Genomic DNA, 15,038 nt, shown 5'->3' on the forward strand with positions numbered 1-15,038 from the left:
GCTCCGGCTGCTTCCGGCCCGCCGCCCGGCCCATCGTCAGGGCCAGCCTGCGCACGCCCGCCCAGTCCAGGGGAACGGCCGCGCGGTTGCCCGGCCGGTGCCGCGGTACGAGGACGCGCAGGGCGCCGGGCTCCACCCGGCAGTGAACCGGTGCCGGCATCGTGATCGACTCCCCGTCGATCCCGACGCGCACGAGCGGCTCGTCCGAGTCCACCACCACCTCGCGGGCGGTCAGCGAGGTCAGTCCCGTGGAGTACCGGCCGCCCATGATGCCCGCGGCCTGGGCGGCGTTGTCCACCTTCACGCCGAGGACGCCGAGGACGCCCGCGTCGAGCCGGCTGCGCCGGCCCAGGCCCGCCGTGTCGCCGGTGCCGTAGGGGTTGTTGCTGACCAGCACCGCCTGCGGGTTCTCGACCGTGGTGCCGTCGGCGCGCACCGTCAGCCGGGGGCCGGTGTGCCGCGCCAGCAGGTCCGGCAACAGACTCAGCGTCGTACGGATCTTGTCGTCGCGGTAGGCCGGGCTCTGCACCACCTCGGCGTAGGTGCCGAAGGAGGCGTTGTTGACGAAGGGGCGGTCCCCGACGCGGCCGAGGTCCACCCGCAGCTCCACCCCGTCGGTCAGGGCGTCCAGACAGGTCGACGGGTCGCGCCGGTCCAGCCCGAGGTCCATCGCGAAGTGGTTGCGGGTGCCGGCGCTGATGACCAGGAACGGCACCCCGCGCTCGGCGGCGACATCGGCGACCAGGGCCTGCGTACCGTCGCCCCCGGCGACCCCGACGAGATCGGCCCCGCGGTCCACCGCGCGGCGCGCGAGCTCGGCGACGTCCTCGTGGCGGTCCGGGTCGAGCATGACCACCTCGGCGCCGAGCGCCTCGGCCTTCTCCCGCAGCCGGAACGCGGCGACCTTCCCGCCCCCGGACCGCGGGTTCATGATCAGGACGGGGTGCTGCGGCGCCCGCGCCGGATACCCGGGCATGCGGGAGCGCCCCTCGTCGGCCAGGGCCGACCGCCCTGCCCCCACGGCCAGCCCCCACAGGGCCGACGCGCACAGCACGACCCACAGCAGCTCCGCGCGCACGTACGAGACGATCACGGCGAGGGGCGCCACCAGCGCGAGGGCCAGGGCGATCCACCGGACCGGCCCGCGGTGCGCCAGGAACAGCCACAGCGCCGCCGCGGTGACGGCCAGCCCGGCCAGTCCCACCGCCAGCAGGACGATGCCGCGCAGGCCGGCGAAGACCACCATGACGACGAACGCCGCCGCGCCCGCCAGCAGCGCCACACGGGCCTTGGCCTGCATGCTCACGCGGCCCACCTCCACTCCGCGACACCCGGACACGTCCCCACACCCGGATACGTCCCGACACCCGGACACGTCCATTGGCGCCCCGGACCGGACCGACCCGCATCGCCCGGGCCGGGCGATGTGCACGGGCGGGCCGCGCACCACCCTGGACGAGGCGGGCCCGACCGGGCTGCGGCGACTGGGAGAGAGGGACGGCTGCCCATGCGCTACGAATTCCGCATCACGGGCCACGTGTCCGAGCCGGTCTCCCACGCCTTCCCTGAGCTCAGCGAGTTCCCGGCGTCCCGTCAGACCCTCTTCTTCGGCACCGTGACGGACGAGGCACACCTCTACGGCCTGCTCGGGCGGTTCCGGGACCTGGGACTGCACGTCGAGGAGATGCGACGCCTGCCCGACTGACCGGGCAGCATCGCCCAGCACCACGCAGGCAGGAGGCGGCAGCACCGTGACCACGTCCGCATTCCCCCGAGGCGACGCCCTCACACCGGCCGAACGAGCCGAGCGCGGCAAGCGGGCGCGCGCGAAGGTACCGCGCTCGCAGCAGGCGCGGTTCGATCCGGGGCAGGACCGGCCCGACCCCGTCGAGGTCCTCCTGGACCAGGCCGTGACACGCGTGCCGGAACTGGTCCCCATCCGCCACGGACGGATGCTGCAGTCGCCCTTCCGCTTCTACCGCGGTGCCGCCGCCGTCATGGCCTGCGACCTCGGACGCGCACCCCACTCGGGCCTGACCGTGCAGCTGTGCGGGGACGCCCACGTCCTGAACTTCGGGCTCTTCGCCTCACCCGAGCGCTCCCTCGTCTTCGACGTCAACGACTTCGACGAGACCTATCCGGGCCCCTTCGAATGGGACGTCAAACGGCTCGCGGCGAGCCTCGCCGTCGCCGGCCGCGACAACGCGTTCACGCCCGAGGAGCGGGCCGCCGTCGTGGGCGAGGCCGCCTCGGCGTACCGCCGGCGGATGCAACGCCTCGCCGAGATGCGCGTCCTGGACATCTGGTACGCCCAGGACAATTCCGAGGACCTGCGCCTGATCGCCGCACAGGGCGGCGACCGCATGCTGCGCCGCACGGACCGGACCCTGGCCAAGGCCCGCACCAAGGACCACCTCCAGGCCTTCGCCAAGCTCACCCACCGCGTCGACGACAAGTTGCGCATCGCCGCCGACCCGCCCCTGATCGTGCCCCTGTCGGACCTGATCGACGACGCCGCCCGCACGGACCAGGACACCGCCGTGCGCGGCCTCGTCGACACCTACGCGCGCAGCCTGTCCCTCGAACGCCGGGAACTGCTCGCGCGCTTCCGCGCCGTCGACCTGGCCCGCAAGGTGGTAGGCGTCGGCAGCGTCGGTACCCGCTGCTGGATCATCCTGCTGGTCGGCCGGGACGACGACGACCCGCTGCTGCTCCAGGCGAAGGAGGCGCAGGAGTCCGTCCTCGCCCCCTACTGCGCCCCGGCGGCCTACGAGAGCCAGGGCCAGCGCGTCGTGACCGGGCAGCGGCTGATGCAGGCCACCAGCGACATCTTCCTCGGCTGGATGCGGGCCACCGGCATCGACGGCCTCGACCGGGACTTCTACGTCCGCCAGCTGCTCGACTGGAAGGGCGCCGCCCCCGCGGAGACCATGCGTCCGGAGGGCCTGCGCCTGCTCGCCCGGGCCTGCGGCTTCTCCCTCGCCCGGGGCCACGCCCGCTCCGGCGACCCCGTCGCCATCGCCGCCTACCTCGGCATGGCCGACACCTTCGACCGGGCGCTCATCGCATTCGCCGAGGCGTACGCCGAACAGAACCTGCGCGACTACGACGCGTTCGTCGAGGCCGCACGAACCGGCCGCGTACCGACCGCCGAGGGCTGACCGCCCGCGGCAGCGGCAGCGGCAGCGTGGCACCGAACAGAGGAGGACAGGCATGGACCCGACCGCCCCGGTCCCCCGGAACCCCGAGAACCCCGAGAACCCCGAAGGCCCCCACCCCCCGCTGACCGCGGAGGAGCACGAGGAGTACAGACGGCTGCGCAAGGCCGCCTCGGTGCGCCACCGGCGCCTGCGCTACTCCGGGGCGTCGGTCCTGCTCCTGCTCGCGGTCCTGCTGTCCCCGGTCGCCGTCGTGTCGGCCTGGCTGGACGACACGATCACCGACACGGACCGGTACGTGCAGACGGTCGCCCCCCTCGCCGACGAACCCGCCGTGCAGAACGCCGTCACCGACAAGCTGACCGACCGGGTCGTCTCCAACGTCGACGTCAAGGCGATCACCGAGGCCCTGGGCCGGGCCCTGGAGCAGGCCGACGCGCCGCCCCTGATCGTGGAGAAGTCGCAGGCCCTGGAAGGCCCCTTGAAGAGCGCCATCACCTCGGCCGTCCACGCCGTGGTGTCCAAGGTGGTGACCAGCGAGCAGTTCGAGACCGTGTGGACCGAGGCCAACCGGCGGGTCCAGGCCGCCGTGGTCAAGGTGCTGACCGGTGAAGGCTCCAGCGCCGTCCAGGCCAGCGGCGACGAGATCGTCCTCGACCTCAGCACCCTGACCGACCAGCTCAAGCAGCGCCTGACCGAAGCGGGGTTCGAGAAGGCGTCCGCCATCCCCCAGGTGGACAAGCAGATCCCGCTGCTCAAGGTCGACAAGCTCAACCAGGCCCAGGACGCCATGCGGCTGCTGAACGTCGTCGGCGTCTGGCTGCCCGTGGTGGCCCTCGCGCTGGCGGCCCTCGCCATCTGGTGCGCACCCGCCCACCGGGTGTGGCTGATGGCCACCGCCGTCGGAGTGGGCGTGATGATGGCGGTGCTGCTCGTCGGCCTGGCCGTGGCACGCCGGATCTACCTCGACTCGGTACCGCCGACGACCCTGCCGCCGGACGCCGCCGCCGTCATCTACGACACGCTGGTGCGGTTCCTGCGGGAGAGCGCCCGGACGCTCATCGTCGTCGCCGTGATCACGCTGCTGGCCGCGTACCTGTACGGGCCGGGACGCGGCGCCCGCGTCGTGCGCCACGCGGCCGGCCAGGCCACCGGAGCCGGCGGGCGCTCCCTCGAGCGGCTCGGCCTGCGCACCGGTTCCACGGGGCACTGGCTGGACGGCCACCGGCCGTGGACGACCGGCGTGGTGATCGGGGCCGGGGCACTGACCCTGCTGCTCTGGAACCACCCGACCCCCGGGGTCGTGGCCGTCGTCTTCGGCATCGTCGTACTCGTCCTGGCCCTCCTCGGCGTCCTCGCGGCCGCCCCGGGCGACGAACCGCACCCCGGCCGGGAAGCCGCTCCCCCCACCCGGAGCGAGTGATGCGGACGGCGGACGAGCGGGGGAGCATGGAGTACGTCACACAGACGTCGCCCGGCAACCGGGGGCGGCGGTCCGACGGAGGCGAAGATGGACGACTATCCGCTGCTCGACGCGTTCCTCACCATGCTCTACTTCTTCCTGTGGGTCCTGTGGTTCCTGCTGCTCTTCAAGATCATCGGGGACATCTTCCGGGACGACGACCTGGGCGGCTGGGCCAAGGCCGGCTGGACCGTCTTCGTCTGCATCGTGCCCTTCCTGGGCTGCTTCGTGTACCTCCTCGCCCGCGGTCGCGGCATGGGTGAACGCGACGTACGCCAGGCGCGCGAGCAGCAGCAGGCCTTTCGCGCGTACGTCCAGCAGACGGCCGGGACCGCCCCGGCCAGGACGGGCGAAGAGCTGTCCAAGCTCGCCGCACTGCGCGACCACGGCGACCTGACCCCCGCCGAGTACGAGCAGGCCAAGACGAAGGTCCTGGCGTCCCACTGACCGTACGGCCGGTGTCCCCGGGCCGCCCCGCCCTCGCCCCTGATCACGAGGACGCCCGGCCCGCCGCGCGAAATGGAGGGCGAGGTGGCCACTCCCGAGGGAGCACCTGAGGTCCTCCTGCGCGCGGCCGTGCGGGAGCCGCAGCAGCTGCCCGAACTGCTCGCCGGCTTCGCGCTGCGGCACTCCGGACCGCGTGCCGCACGCAGCGTGGCCCGGCTGCGCGCCGAGCGGCCCGACGCGGACGCCGCCGCGCTCGGCGCCGAGGTGGTGGCACGCGGCGTCCGCCGGACGGCCACCGAGGGCGCCTTCGTCGGCGGCCCGTTCCTGATCTTCGTCCCGGTCGCGTTCTGCGCGGCGCTGCTGAGCCAGGCCCGGACCATGCTGGAGCTGGCCGCGCTGGCCGGACACGACCCGACAGCGACGCGGCGAGCTGCCGAACTCCTGGTGCTGCAAGGGGTCTACGCGGACGCCGACACCGCGGAGCAGGCCCTGGTGGCGCGCCAGGGCGACGAGCGCCAGGGCGACGAGCGCCAGGGCGACGAGCGCCCGCCGCCCGAACCGCACAGTCCAGGCCGCCCGCGCCACCGCCGGATCGCCGCCCTGACGGCCGTGACGCTGCGCATGGCCAAACTCCTGGGGCTGATGCCGCCCCGCCGTACGGACACCACCCCGACCGCTCGCGAGCGGCTCGTCGTGGTGGGCCGTTGGGCGCTGCTGGGGGTGACGTTCCTGGTGGGCACGGTGGCCCCACTGGTGTGGCTGCCCTACATGGCGGTCTCCTACCGCAGGGCCACCCGCCAGGTGCTGAACCGCGCCGCGGAGTACTACCTCACCGACACCCCGCTGCCGCCCCAGCGCAGCACCGCTTCCCGCCTGGACCCCGGCATGCTGGCCGCTGCCGCGCGGGCCGTGGGCTTCGTGGTCCTTCCGGTGCTGCTGATGGTCCTGGTCCACGTCGTCAATCTGCGGATGGCCGGAAGCGTATGGCCGGTGGTGGGCATCGTCCTGGTCGCGGCGTCCGTCCTGGCGGGCGCGCTGTGGCACTACGCCCGCCGCCACCGTCGCCCGGAAGACTGAGCGGGGTCGGGCGTCCGGGGGCCGGGCGGGTGACGGTGCGGCCGCCCGGCGGCGTGTGCGCGGCCGGCGGCGGGGGGGCCGTGCGAGGGTGCTTGGTCTGTGCCGTTTCACTGCCGGGAGTCTTCTGGTGCTCGAACGCAAACAGCTCGAACGCAGTACGCGGGTAACCCTCGTGCTCCCCGAGAACACACCTGACATGGGGCTGTGATGGATGCGATCGTGCTTCTGCGCGAGGACCACAAGGTGGTCGAGAAGCTGTTCAAGCAGTTCGAGAAGACCTCGGACGGGGACACCGCCGAGCGCCGTGAGATCGCCGACAAGGTGATCGAGGAACTCACGGTGCACGCGTGGATCGAGGAGCAGTACTTCTACCCCGCCGCCCGCGAGGCCGCCCCCGACACCACCGACCACATCCTGGAGAGCATCGAGGAGCACCACGCGGTGGTGTGGATGCTCTCCGAGATCAAGGACATGGATCCGCAGGACGAGCGGTTCAAGGCCAAGATGAGCGTGCTGATGGAACAGGTCCGCCACCACGTCCAGGAGGAGGAGCAGGACTGGTTCCCCGACGTCCGCAAGGCCATGGGCCGCAACCGGCTCCTCGAGCTCGGCGAGCAGCTCGCAGCGGCGAAGGACGACGCACCACGTGACCCGCTGTCCGTCCCCAGCGCCGCCTCGAAGTGACACCACCGCACCCTTCGCGCAGCCGGAACGTGCTCCTGCTGTGTGCGCTCGGCCTCGCCGTGTGCGGCTGCGGGGCGCCCGCGGCGCGCGAGGACGCCGCGGGCCGTGCGGGGCTGGCCTTCGAAGAGGCGCTGGCCACCGGTGACCACGCGCGGGCCTGCGCCCTGCTGGCTCCGTCCACCCGCGAACAGCTGGAACAGGACGAGCAGGAGAGCTGCACACGGGCGCTCCCGGCCGAGGAACTGCCCCGGGCCGTCGGACTGCGGGGTGTGGAGGCGTACGGCAGGCAGGCATTGGTGCGGATGTCGGGCGACACCTTGTTCCTGTCGCTGTTCACCGGCGGATGGAAGGTGGTGGCCGCGGGCTGCACGCCGCAGCCGGACCAGCCCTACCGGTGTCTGGTGAAGGGGACCTGACGTGCGCGCCCTGTTCATCGCCACCCTCGCCGTGATCCTGGGCGGGCTCGGCTACTTCATCACGATCGGAGTGCTCCAGCGGTGAGCGACGGCCGCGAACGCCGAGGCAGCTTCTGGCGGGACAACAGCCTGACCCTGGCCTTCGGCGCAGCGTTCCTGGTCACCTTGGCGTGCCAGGCCATTGCCGGGCACGCCGAGTTCAACGAGCAGCTCACCGTGGACGGGCTGCAGCCCCTCGGCTTCGCCGACTACGTGACGTCCTCCGACTTCGCCGTGGACGTGACCGAGAACTGGCAGTCGGAGTTCCTCCAGTTCTTCCTCTACGTCTTCGGCACCGTCTACCTCGTCCAACGCGGCTCGCCGGAGTCGAAGAAGGTCCACAGAGCCGGGCCGGAGAGCGAGGAGGAGCAGTGGATGGGCGACCACTCGCGGGCCGACTCCCCGCGCTGGGCGGGCACCAAGGACTGGCGCCAGACCCTGTACGCCCGGTCCCTCGGGATCGTGATGGGCTCGCTGTTCGTCCTGTCCTGGCTGGCGCAGTCCATCACGGGCACCGCCGCCTACAACGGCCAGCAACTGCGCCGGCTCGAAGACCCCGTCAGCTGGTCCGGCTACCTCGCCACCCCGAACTTCTGGGACCGGACCCTGCAGAACTGGCAGTCCGAACTCCTCGCCGTCGCGGCCATGGTCGTCCTGTCCATCTACCTGCGCCAGCGCGGCTCCCCGGAATCGAAGCCGGTCGGTGCCGCACACACCGCCACCGGTGTCGAGGGCTGACGCCCGGCACCACCGTCAGGGAGCCCCACGCGACCGCAAGGTCCGGCATGCCCCGGCACTCGCGGGCCTGAACCCGTTCGGAGATCCGACTCCGTCTCCGTTTTCCCGCCCCCGGGCAGGGAAGGCGACGGGGGAAGGACGGCCGTGCTCGACGGTTTGCACCGCCTGCGCGTTCCTCGCGGTACACGCTGCGGGCGGGGATCACGACCGCCCCGCGTACCGTGCACATCCTTAGAACGGGAGCCGGTGACATGCACTCCGACCCCAGCCGTTCCCGGTCCCCTTCCCCCGACCCGGAACGACTGCTCCGTATCTACCTCAACGACCACTACGCGGGCTCGGCCGGCGGTGTCGCCCTCGTACGCCGTATCGCACGGGTGCACCGCGACGGCCCCGCCGGCCCGCGCCTGAGGGAACTGGCGGAAGAGATCGCTGAGGACCGCGAGAGCCTGGTGCAGATCATGACCGCCCTCGACGTTCCCGTCATGCGGGCACGGACCCTGGCCGTCCGACTTGCCGAGAAGGTCGGCCGGATCAAACTCAACGGTCGGCTGGTCTCCCGCTCGACGCTCAGCGACGTCCTCGAACTGGAGCTGCTGCGCCTGGGGGTTGAGGGCAAGCTGGCCCTGTGGCGCTCTCTACGCACCATCGCTCGTGCCGACGACCGGATCCCCCTGAGTACCGTCGACCACCTGGCGGACCGCGCCGAACGCCAGATCGAGCTGCTGGAAGGCATGCGCTTGGCCGCGGTCGACCGGACCTTCCTGCGGGCCCGCGCCCACTGATCTCATCGCAACCGTGTCTGTTCAGGTGCTGGGCCCGCGTTCGGTCCTGCGGTGTCTCAAGGACTCTCGAGGCGAGTCCGCGGAGGTCGTCGCTACCGTCGCTACTTCCTGCCGCGCAGGGAATCGTCGATGCCGCGGGCGCGGTCCTTCGCCTTGCCCATGGTCTCCTTCGCCTTGCCCTTGGCCTGGTCCATCTTGCCCTCGGCCTGCATCCGGTCGTCGCCCGTGGCCTTGCCTACGGCCTCCTTGGCCTTGCCCTTGAGCTGGTCCATCTTGCCCTTGGCCTTCTCAGCCATGGCCCGGCTCCCTTCCTCTGTCGCGCAGACGTGCTTTCGCGCCGCGCCTGCCCCCGGAGGTCGTGCGTACACGCGAACGAGGAACGAAGTTTGTGCTCCGCACCGTCCGCACCGGCCGGATCGGCGTCCTCGGCACCGGACGGGACGTCCGGTCACGGCCGCGCGCAGCCGTCGTCTCAGGATTCCGGAGGGAGGTGGACGTCCAGGACACAGATGTCGTCGCGATGCCGCGGACGCCCCGCGGCCAGGCTGCGGGCGAGGGTCTGGTCACGGCCCCCGCGCACGAGGTGGGCCGCGCTCGCGGCCAGCCGGGCGAGCCCTTCCTCGATGTCCTCGGCCGGGTCTTCGACGAGGCCGTCGGTGTAGAGCAGGAAGTGGTCACCGGGCAGCAGGTCGAGCACGGCCTGCCCGTACGGCGCTCCGAAGGAGGCGCCGAGCAGGCGTCCTTCGGGCTGGGAGAGGCAGTGCCCTTCGCCGTCGCGGATCAGCACGGGCGGCAGGTGCCCGGCCCTCACCCAGGTCAGTCGGTGGTTCTCGGGCCGGTAGCGCGCCATGACCATGGTCGCGGTGGCTCCGTAGGACTCGGTGGCCGTGTGGAGCAGCAGCGTGTTGAGGCGGCTGAGGACGACGGGCAGCTTGGATCCGGTGATGGCCATGCCTTTGGCCGTGAAGCGGAGTTGGGCCATCGCGCCGACGGCGGCCAGGCCGTGGCCGGCGACGTCTCCGACCACGAAGAGGGCACTGCCGTCGGGTAGCGGGATGGCGCTGTACCAGTCGCCGCCGACATTCACGCCCGCGTCGGCCGGCAGGTAGGCGACGTCGACGCGCAGGCCGGCGAGTTCCAGGGTCTGCTCGGGGATCGGCAGAAGGGTTTCCTGGAGCCGGGCGGCGAGGGCGCGTTCGGCCTTGAGCATGCCTCGCTGGACGAGGTTCGCACGCTCGCTCTCACGGAGGGCGATCTCGGTGCCGCGCTGGGTGGTGAGGTCTTGGAAGAAGCCGTGGACCTCGATCGGGGTGCCGTCCGAGTCCGCGTGTGCCTCCGCGACGAACCTCAGGTGCCGTACGCCGTGCACGGTGGTGATGCGGAACGGCTGGTCAACGGCCGCTCCCTCGCCCAGAAGCCGCCGGAGGGCCGCGCCGAGCCCGGGCAGGTCTGCCGGAACCACATGGGAGGGGAGCTCCTCCAGGGTCACCGGCCCCAGCGCGCGGTCACGCCCGAAGATGGTATAGACCTGATCCGACCAGTTCATGGTGTCGGTCGCCAGGTTCCAGGTCGCCCAGCCGAGGTTGCCCAGGCGCTGCAGGTCGTCCAGGCGGCGGGCCTCGCGCTCGCTGGTGTCGTGGCGTGTCCAGGAGACCACCAGCCGGCCCTCCCAGCGCGCGGCACGCACGGAGTAGACGGACCGGAACGGAGCTCCCGCCGCAACCTCCTCGTAGGTGAACGGCAGCCCTTCGTAGACGGTTCCCGTCGTCAGGGTGTCCAGGTATCCGTCCCACAGGGCGGTACCGGCCACCGTCGGGTACGTCTCGAGGATTCGGCGGCCGACCAGTTCCTTCCCCCGCCGCCCTGCCACGTCGACCGACTCCGCTGCCGCTGCATCGATGCGGAAGTCCTCCACGCGGCCCTCCGCGGAGCGCACCGGCGTCAGCAGGACGGCAGGCCCGGAGAGCACGTCGAAGATCCGCTGGACGGCCGTCACGTCCTCGTCCTCGTACGCCGGCGCCGCGGCACCCGGACGCCCTGACCCGCGCAGCGGCCCTCCGCACAGCTCGACCACCCGGCCGAGCAGGCTCCGCGTGCCGTCGGTGAAGGGACCCGGCCGGGTCCGGTGGAACCCGACCACGACGGTCGCGGGCCGCTCGCCGGGTACCGGGATCCACGCGCGCGACGGCCACGGCCCAGGGCCGCCGATGAGCAGGTAGCGTTCCGCGTCCAGGTCCGGATCCTCCAGCCACACCGCGTGCGCCTCGGTCAGCGCCTCCAGGGCCGCGACACCGGCCAGTGGCGGAATTCGGCTCCACTGCTCGGCCAGGGACGCGTCGATGCCGGCATGCCCGGCCAGCTGCAGGCCACCCGCGACCGCCAGGGTGTAGATCAAGACGGCGTCCACCTGCTCGGTATCGCCCAGTACCGCCCGCAGGAGCTCCGCCACCTCGCTCGCGGTGCTCGTGGCGGCCAGCCCCTCGGCCAGCCGGGCCAGGAGCGCCCGGTGCCCGTCCTCGGACGCGCCGGTCGCGTACCGGCCGGTACGCGGCGGTGACGCAGCAGCGGCCGGCGGCTGCCCCGTCGCCTTCGAAGCCGCCGGTCGGCCCGTGCTCCCGAGGGTCAGCCAGCATTCCTCGGCCAGCGTGCAACGGTCCCGCTCGGCACGCTGCCGCAGGAGTTCGTGCGCCTCCCCTGGGGAGAGTCCCTCCTGGGCCATGAGCACGCCCTTGGCCCTTTCGCGGACGGCCGCCATCGCGGCCCCGGCCTCCAGGTCCGCAACCTCGGCCCGCAGCCTGGCCACCACCTTGGCCAAGGCCAGCGCCTCGGGAGAGGCGCCGCCGGCCGGGGAGACGGGCTCGTCCTCCATACGTCGAGCATGCTCCCGCAGGCTCAGGAGTGCACTGCCGCCCTCAGGCGGGCACCGCGGAGACCGCGCGCTCGCACACGATCACACCGTCGGCGATCCAGGACCGGAACATCGGGCTCATTCACCTCTAGGGTTCGTCGGTCAGGATGGGGCCGGACTGCGCGTGGAGGATGCGGTTCTCGAAGAACTGGCCCAAGGGGGTCTGGCTGTTGAGGATCGTGGTCGGACGGCTGTTGGGATCCCCGCCGCTACCACCGCGACCATCCACCGGGCCTTCGTCCGTGTCGACGGTGGGGGGTTCGGTGTACCCGCCGGCAGCGGTGTTGTTGCCGATCTTGCTGAGGTTTCCGAGTTTGCCGAGGCCGCTGAGGATGCTGTTGCCGCCCGGGGTGTCGGTGTCGGTGGTGACGCCGGCGGGGGTGACACCGGTGGTGGTGACGCCGGTGGCGGTGGGCGCGGCGTATGCGGTCGTGGTGAGGCCGGCGCCTGCGGCGGCGAGGGTGGCGGTGATCAGGAGGGGGACGATGCGTCGGGTCCTGGTGGTGGCCATGGGAGAGGTGTCCTTACCGGGGTCGCGTGGGGTGTGGGGGTCCGGAGGAGGCTGGCGGTCTGTCCGCGGCTCTGCCCTCGTCCGTGCCTCCATTGGGCCACGGGCGAGCCATGGGGGTCACCGCCCGGAAAGTCGGGGCTTGACGTGTGCGCCGTGGCGACTACCGTGCCGGCATTGCCCCCTCGGCCATGGAGCCGGCGCGGAGTGTCAGAGGCCGACGACCCTCCGTGCCGACGAAGGCGTGGAAGGCCTGCTCGGACCGGTGTGCTCCGGCTTTCAGGCCGCGCTGTGGGTGTCCACGAAGATGTCCAGCCGGTCGGCCACGGCGGTGAGGGCACTTCCGAGGGGGAGCGCGATACGGGTGACGGCGTGCCGGTCGCCGCGGGTCGCATCCTGGTTGACGATGAACACCGGTTTGCCGGCCTGGGCCGCCTGGCGGACGAACCGGAGCCCGGACATCACCGTCAGCGACGAGCCCAGGACCAGCAGCGCGGTCGCCTCGCGGACCAGGCCGCGGCAGTGCTCGACCCGTTGCGGCGGAACGGATTCGCCGAAGAAGACCACGTCCGGTTTGAGGATGCCGCCGCAGATCGTGCAGGGGACCAGGCGGAAATCCCCGACCTGTCCGTCCGTGAGGTCGGCGTCACCGTCCGGGTTCATCGCGGCGGCCACCGGCTGGAAGCCCGCATTGGCCTCCTCCAGCCGCCGGGCGAGTTCGCCGCGCGAGCTCACGGCGCCGCAGGACAGGCAGACGACCCGGGCCAGGCTTCCGTGGAGTTCGACCACATCCGCACTGCCCGCGGCCTGGTGCAGGCCGTCGACGTTCTGGGTGATCACCCCCGCGAGCAGGCCGTGCCGCCCGAACGCGGCCACGGCCCGGTGCCCGGCGTTGGGCCGGGCTCGGCCGAACGTGCGCCAGCCGAGGTGGCTGCGCGCCCAGTACCGGCGCCGGGCCCGAACGCTGCCGGTGAAGTCCTGGTAGGTCATCGGGGTGTGCCTGCTCAGGCTCCCGCCCTCACCCCGGTAGGCGGGGATGCCCGATTCCGTGGAGATGCCCGCCCCGGTGAGCACCAGGACACCGCCGGTGCCCAGCGCGTCGGCGACCGGCTCCAGATCCGTGGTGCCGGGCGGCAGGTCCTCGGTGGGCGTCCAGCTCAGAGTGGGGCGCATGCGCATGCCGCCAGCGTACGGAAACGGACACGACACGGCACGGGGCTGTGCGAACAGAGCCGCCTGCTCATGCCCCTGTGGCCTGTGCCGTTGCATGGTGACCGCGTACCGGCATAACGTGGCCGCTTGATCATCTTCCGTGGCGACGGGGCTTTGGGGGCGCAGTGCAGCCGGACAGTGGACCAGATGTCGGTCTCAGCCCGAGGGAGACGGCCGCCCTGCTGCTGGACAAGATCCGTCAGGGCAATGGCTACGCCGGCAGCAGGAAGAGGCGGTTCGGCCGGAGCGCCTCCGTCACCAAGGTGGCGACGCTCGTCCTGTCCGCCGCGTCCACCGTCATCCTGGGTCTGCAGAACCTCGACCCGTGGGCCGGCCTGGCCTTGGCGTGCGTGGCGCTGGTGACGTTGCTGGGAGCGGTCGAACCGTTCTTCAACTGGCGCTCCCGGTCGGTTCTGATGGAGGAGGCGCAGTACCGGTTCCGGCGGCTTGCCGACGACCTCGAGTACCTCGTGGCATCGACGGCCGCGGACCAGCTCACGTTCGCTCAGCTGGACGAGATCTTCGGCCGGTACCAGGCGATATGGGACGACCTGAGCCGATCCTGGCTGGAGCACCGCCGGGAACCCGCACCGTCGGCCAACTCCTAGCCAGGAGTACGCAATAGGCTTCGCTGAGCACGGACACGGCAGGGGGGCGGAACAGATGACGGCTGGGCCGGGACAGGCATGGGGGTCGACCCTCGATGCGGTCGTGGTGTACGCGCAGGGCGCGCTCTGCCGCCGCCTGGCGAGCGGCAGCGTGGCGCCCGACGGCCGGGTACGTGTGACGGGGCTGCCCCGCTCGTTGGATCCCGACTCCCTCCGGGCGAAGGTCGTGGGTCCGCCCGGCGTTCGCGTCACCGAGGCCCGGGTGGAGGTCGAGGCCGAGCCGACCGGCGCCGACGACCCCGAGCCGCTGCGGCGTGAGGTCGAGCGGCTGCGCGACGAGCGCGCAGCCGCGCAAGGGCGCCGGGACCGGCAACTGGGCCTGATCGGGGAGGTCGCCGCGCTGCGTCCGGCGCCGCCCGCCCGCCGGGACGAGGACCCGCACCGCCGCACGCCGGCCGAGGCGTGGCTGGAGCTCGCGGACTTCGTCGACGAGCGGCTGACGGGGCTGCACGCGCGCCTCGCCGAGCTGGAGGAGACGCTGCGACGGCTCGAACACGAACTCGCCGTCGCCGTGGACGCACTGGCCCGTGCCTCCACCGACGCTCCGTCGGCGCACGTGGAGACCACCGTCTGCGCGGCCCTGACCCTCGCCGGCACGGGGGAGGGCGATGCGCAGGTGGAGCTGGAGCTGGAGTACGCGGTGCCCGGCGCCGTCTGGGTGCCGGGCTATCGCCTCGGCCACCGCCGGGGCGACGGTACGGGCCGCCTGGTCCTGCGCGCCTCGATCGCCCAGCGCACCGGCGAGGACTGGACCGGCGTACGGATCGGCCTGGCCACCGCCGACCTGCGGCGCCGCACCGACCTGCCGAGGCTCCGCTCGCTGCGGATCGGGCGACACCAGCCCGCCCCCGCGCCGGCCGGCTGGCGTGAGCCACCACCGGGGCTCGCCGACCTGTTCGCCGGGTACGACGCCTCCGGCCCGCGCCCGGCCCCGCC

General features: G+C 72.4%; 16 protein-coding genes. 11 read left to right on the forward strand and 5 right to left on the reverse strand.

Annotation, left to right across the window (positions count from 1 at the left end; translation table 11 throughout):
- The coding region (locus GPJ59_RS22845) for a diacylglycerol/lipid kinase family protein (protein WP_219669369.1) at positions 1 to 1,300 on the reverse strand (1,300 nt) is incomplete at its 3' end.
- 207 nt (positions 1,301 to 1,507) lie between these two features.
- Here GPJ59_RS22845 and GPJ59_RS22850 point away from each other — a divergent pair.
- The 9 genes from GPJ59_RS22850 to GPJ59_RS22890 all read left to right on the forward strand — a co-directional run bounded on the left by GPJ59_RS22850 (position 1,508) and on the right by GPJ59_RS22890 (position 8,806).
- A complete protein-coding gene (locus GPJ59_RS22850; protein WP_219669318.1) occupies positions 1,508 to 1,705 on the forward strand; it encodes a hypothetical protein in 198 nt (65 codons plus the stop codon).
- Between the two features lie 46 nt (positions 1,706 to 1,751).
- Positions 1,752 to 3,161, forward strand: coding sequence for a DUF2252 domain-containing protein (locus GPJ59_RS22855; RefSeq protein ID WP_219669319.1), 1,410 nt, complete (start codon positions 1,752 to 1,754; stop codon positions 3,159 to 3,161).
- Positions 3,162 to 3,213: 52 nt separating this feature from the next.
- On the forward strand, positions 3,214 to 4,581 hold the full coding sequence (locus GPJ59_RS22860; RefSeq protein ID WP_219669321.1) for a hypothetical protein: 1,368 nt from the start codon (positions 3,214 to 3,216) through the stop codon (positions 4,579 to 4,581).
- A gap of 87 nt (positions 4,582 to 4,668) precedes the next feature.
- Positions 4,669 to 5,067, forward strand: coding sequence for a PLD nuclease N-terminal domain-containing protein (locus tag GPJ59_RS22865; RefSeq protein WP_219669323.1), 399 nt, complete (start codon positions 4,669 to 4,671; stop codon positions 5,065 to 5,067).
- An 84-nt stretch (positions 5,068 to 5,151) separates the two neighbouring features.
- Positions 5,152 to 6,144: a hypothetical protein gene (locus GPJ59_RS22870; protein WP_219669325.1), complete on the forward strand. Its 993-nt coding sequence runs from the start codon at positions 5,152 to 5,154 to the stop codon at positions 6,142 to 6,144.
- A gap of 219 nt (positions 6,145 to 6,363) precedes the next feature.
- Positions 6,364 to 6,828: a hemerythrin domain-containing protein gene (locus GPJ59_RS22875; protein ID WP_445271886.1), complete on the forward strand. Its 465-nt coding sequence runs from the start codon at positions 6,364 to 6,366 to the stop codon at positions 6,826 to 6,828.
- Positions 6,829 to 6,857: 29 nt separating this feature from the next.
- Positions 6,858 to 7,244: a hypothetical protein gene (locus tag GPJ59_RS22880; RefSeq protein ID WP_308120423.1), complete on the forward strand. Its 387-nt coding sequence runs from the start codon at positions 6,858 to 6,860 to the stop codon at positions 7,242 to 7,244.
- 81 nt (positions 7,245 to 7,325) lie between these two features.
- On the forward strand, positions 7,326 to 8,021 hold the full coding sequence (locus tag GPJ59_RS22885; RefSeq protein WP_219669329.1) for a DUF6766 family protein: 696 nt from the start codon (positions 7,326 to 7,328) through the stop codon (positions 8,019 to 8,021).
- Between the two features lie 251 nt (positions 8,022 to 8,272).
- Entirely contained in the window at positions 8,273 to 8,806 is a 534-nt protein-coding gene (locus GPJ59_RS22890) for a hypothetical protein (RefSeq protein ID WP_219669331.1), read from the forward strand.
- Positions 8,807 to 8,907: 101 nt separating this feature from the next.
- Here the strand turns inward: GPJ59_RS22890 and GPJ59_RS22895 are convergent, their stop codons facing one another.
- The 4 genes from GPJ59_RS22895 to GPJ59_RS22910 all read right to left on the reverse strand — a co-directional run bounded on the left by GPJ59_RS22895 (position 8,908) and on the right by GPJ59_RS22910 (position 13,401).
- Positions 8,908 to 9,102 carry a CsbD family protein gene (locus tag GPJ59_RS22895; RefSeq protein WP_219669334.1) on the reverse strand — a complete coding sequence of 65 codons (195 nt, stop codon included), beginning with the start codon at positions 9,100 to 9,102 and terminating at the stop codon, positions 8,908 to 8,910.
- 176 nt (positions 9,103 to 9,278) lie between these two features.
- The gene (locus tag GPJ59_RS22900) at positions 9,279 to 11,675 is read right to left on the reverse strand and encodes a SpoIIE family protein phosphatase (protein WP_219669341.1); all 2,397 of its coding nucleotides are present in this window, start codon (positions 11,673 to 11,675) and stop codon (positions 9,279 to 9,281) included.
- A 127-nt stretch (positions 11,676 to 11,802) separates the two neighbouring features.
- On the reverse strand, positions 11,803 to 12,225 hold the full coding sequence (locus GPJ59_RS22905; protein ID WP_219669349.1) for a hypothetical protein: 423 nt from the start codon (positions 12,223 to 12,225) through the stop codon (positions 11,803 to 11,805).
- A gap of 276 nt (positions 12,226 to 12,501) precedes the next feature.
- Positions 12,502 to 13,401 (reverse strand): NAD-dependent protein deacetylase, encoded by a 900-nt coding sequence (locus GPJ59_RS22910; RefSeq protein ID WP_219669352.1) that lies wholly within the window; start codon positions 13,399 to 13,401, stop codon positions 12,502 to 12,504.
- A 158-nt stretch (positions 13,402 to 13,559) separates the two neighbouring features.
- Between GPJ59_RS22910 and GPJ59_RS22915 the strand changes: the two genes are divergently transcribed.
- Positions 13,560 to 14,042 carry an SLATT domain-containing protein gene (locus tag GPJ59_RS22915; RefSeq protein ID WP_219669362.1) on the forward strand — a complete coding sequence of 161 codons (483 nt, stop codon included), beginning with the start codon at positions 13,560 to 13,562 and terminating at the stop codon, positions 14,040 to 14,042.
- Positions 14,043 to 14,097: 55 nt separating this feature from the next.
- On the forward strand, positions 14,098 to 15,038 hold a 941-nt coding region (locus GPJ59_RS22920; RefSeq protein WP_219669368.1), incomplete at its 3' end, for a DUF4140 domain-containing protein.

The organism is Streptomyces bambusae, from assembly GCF_019400985.1.
Taxonomy (GTDB): domain Bacteria; phylum Actinomycetota; class Actinomycetes; order Streptomycetales; family Streptomycetaceae; genus Streptomyces; species Streptomyces bambusae_A.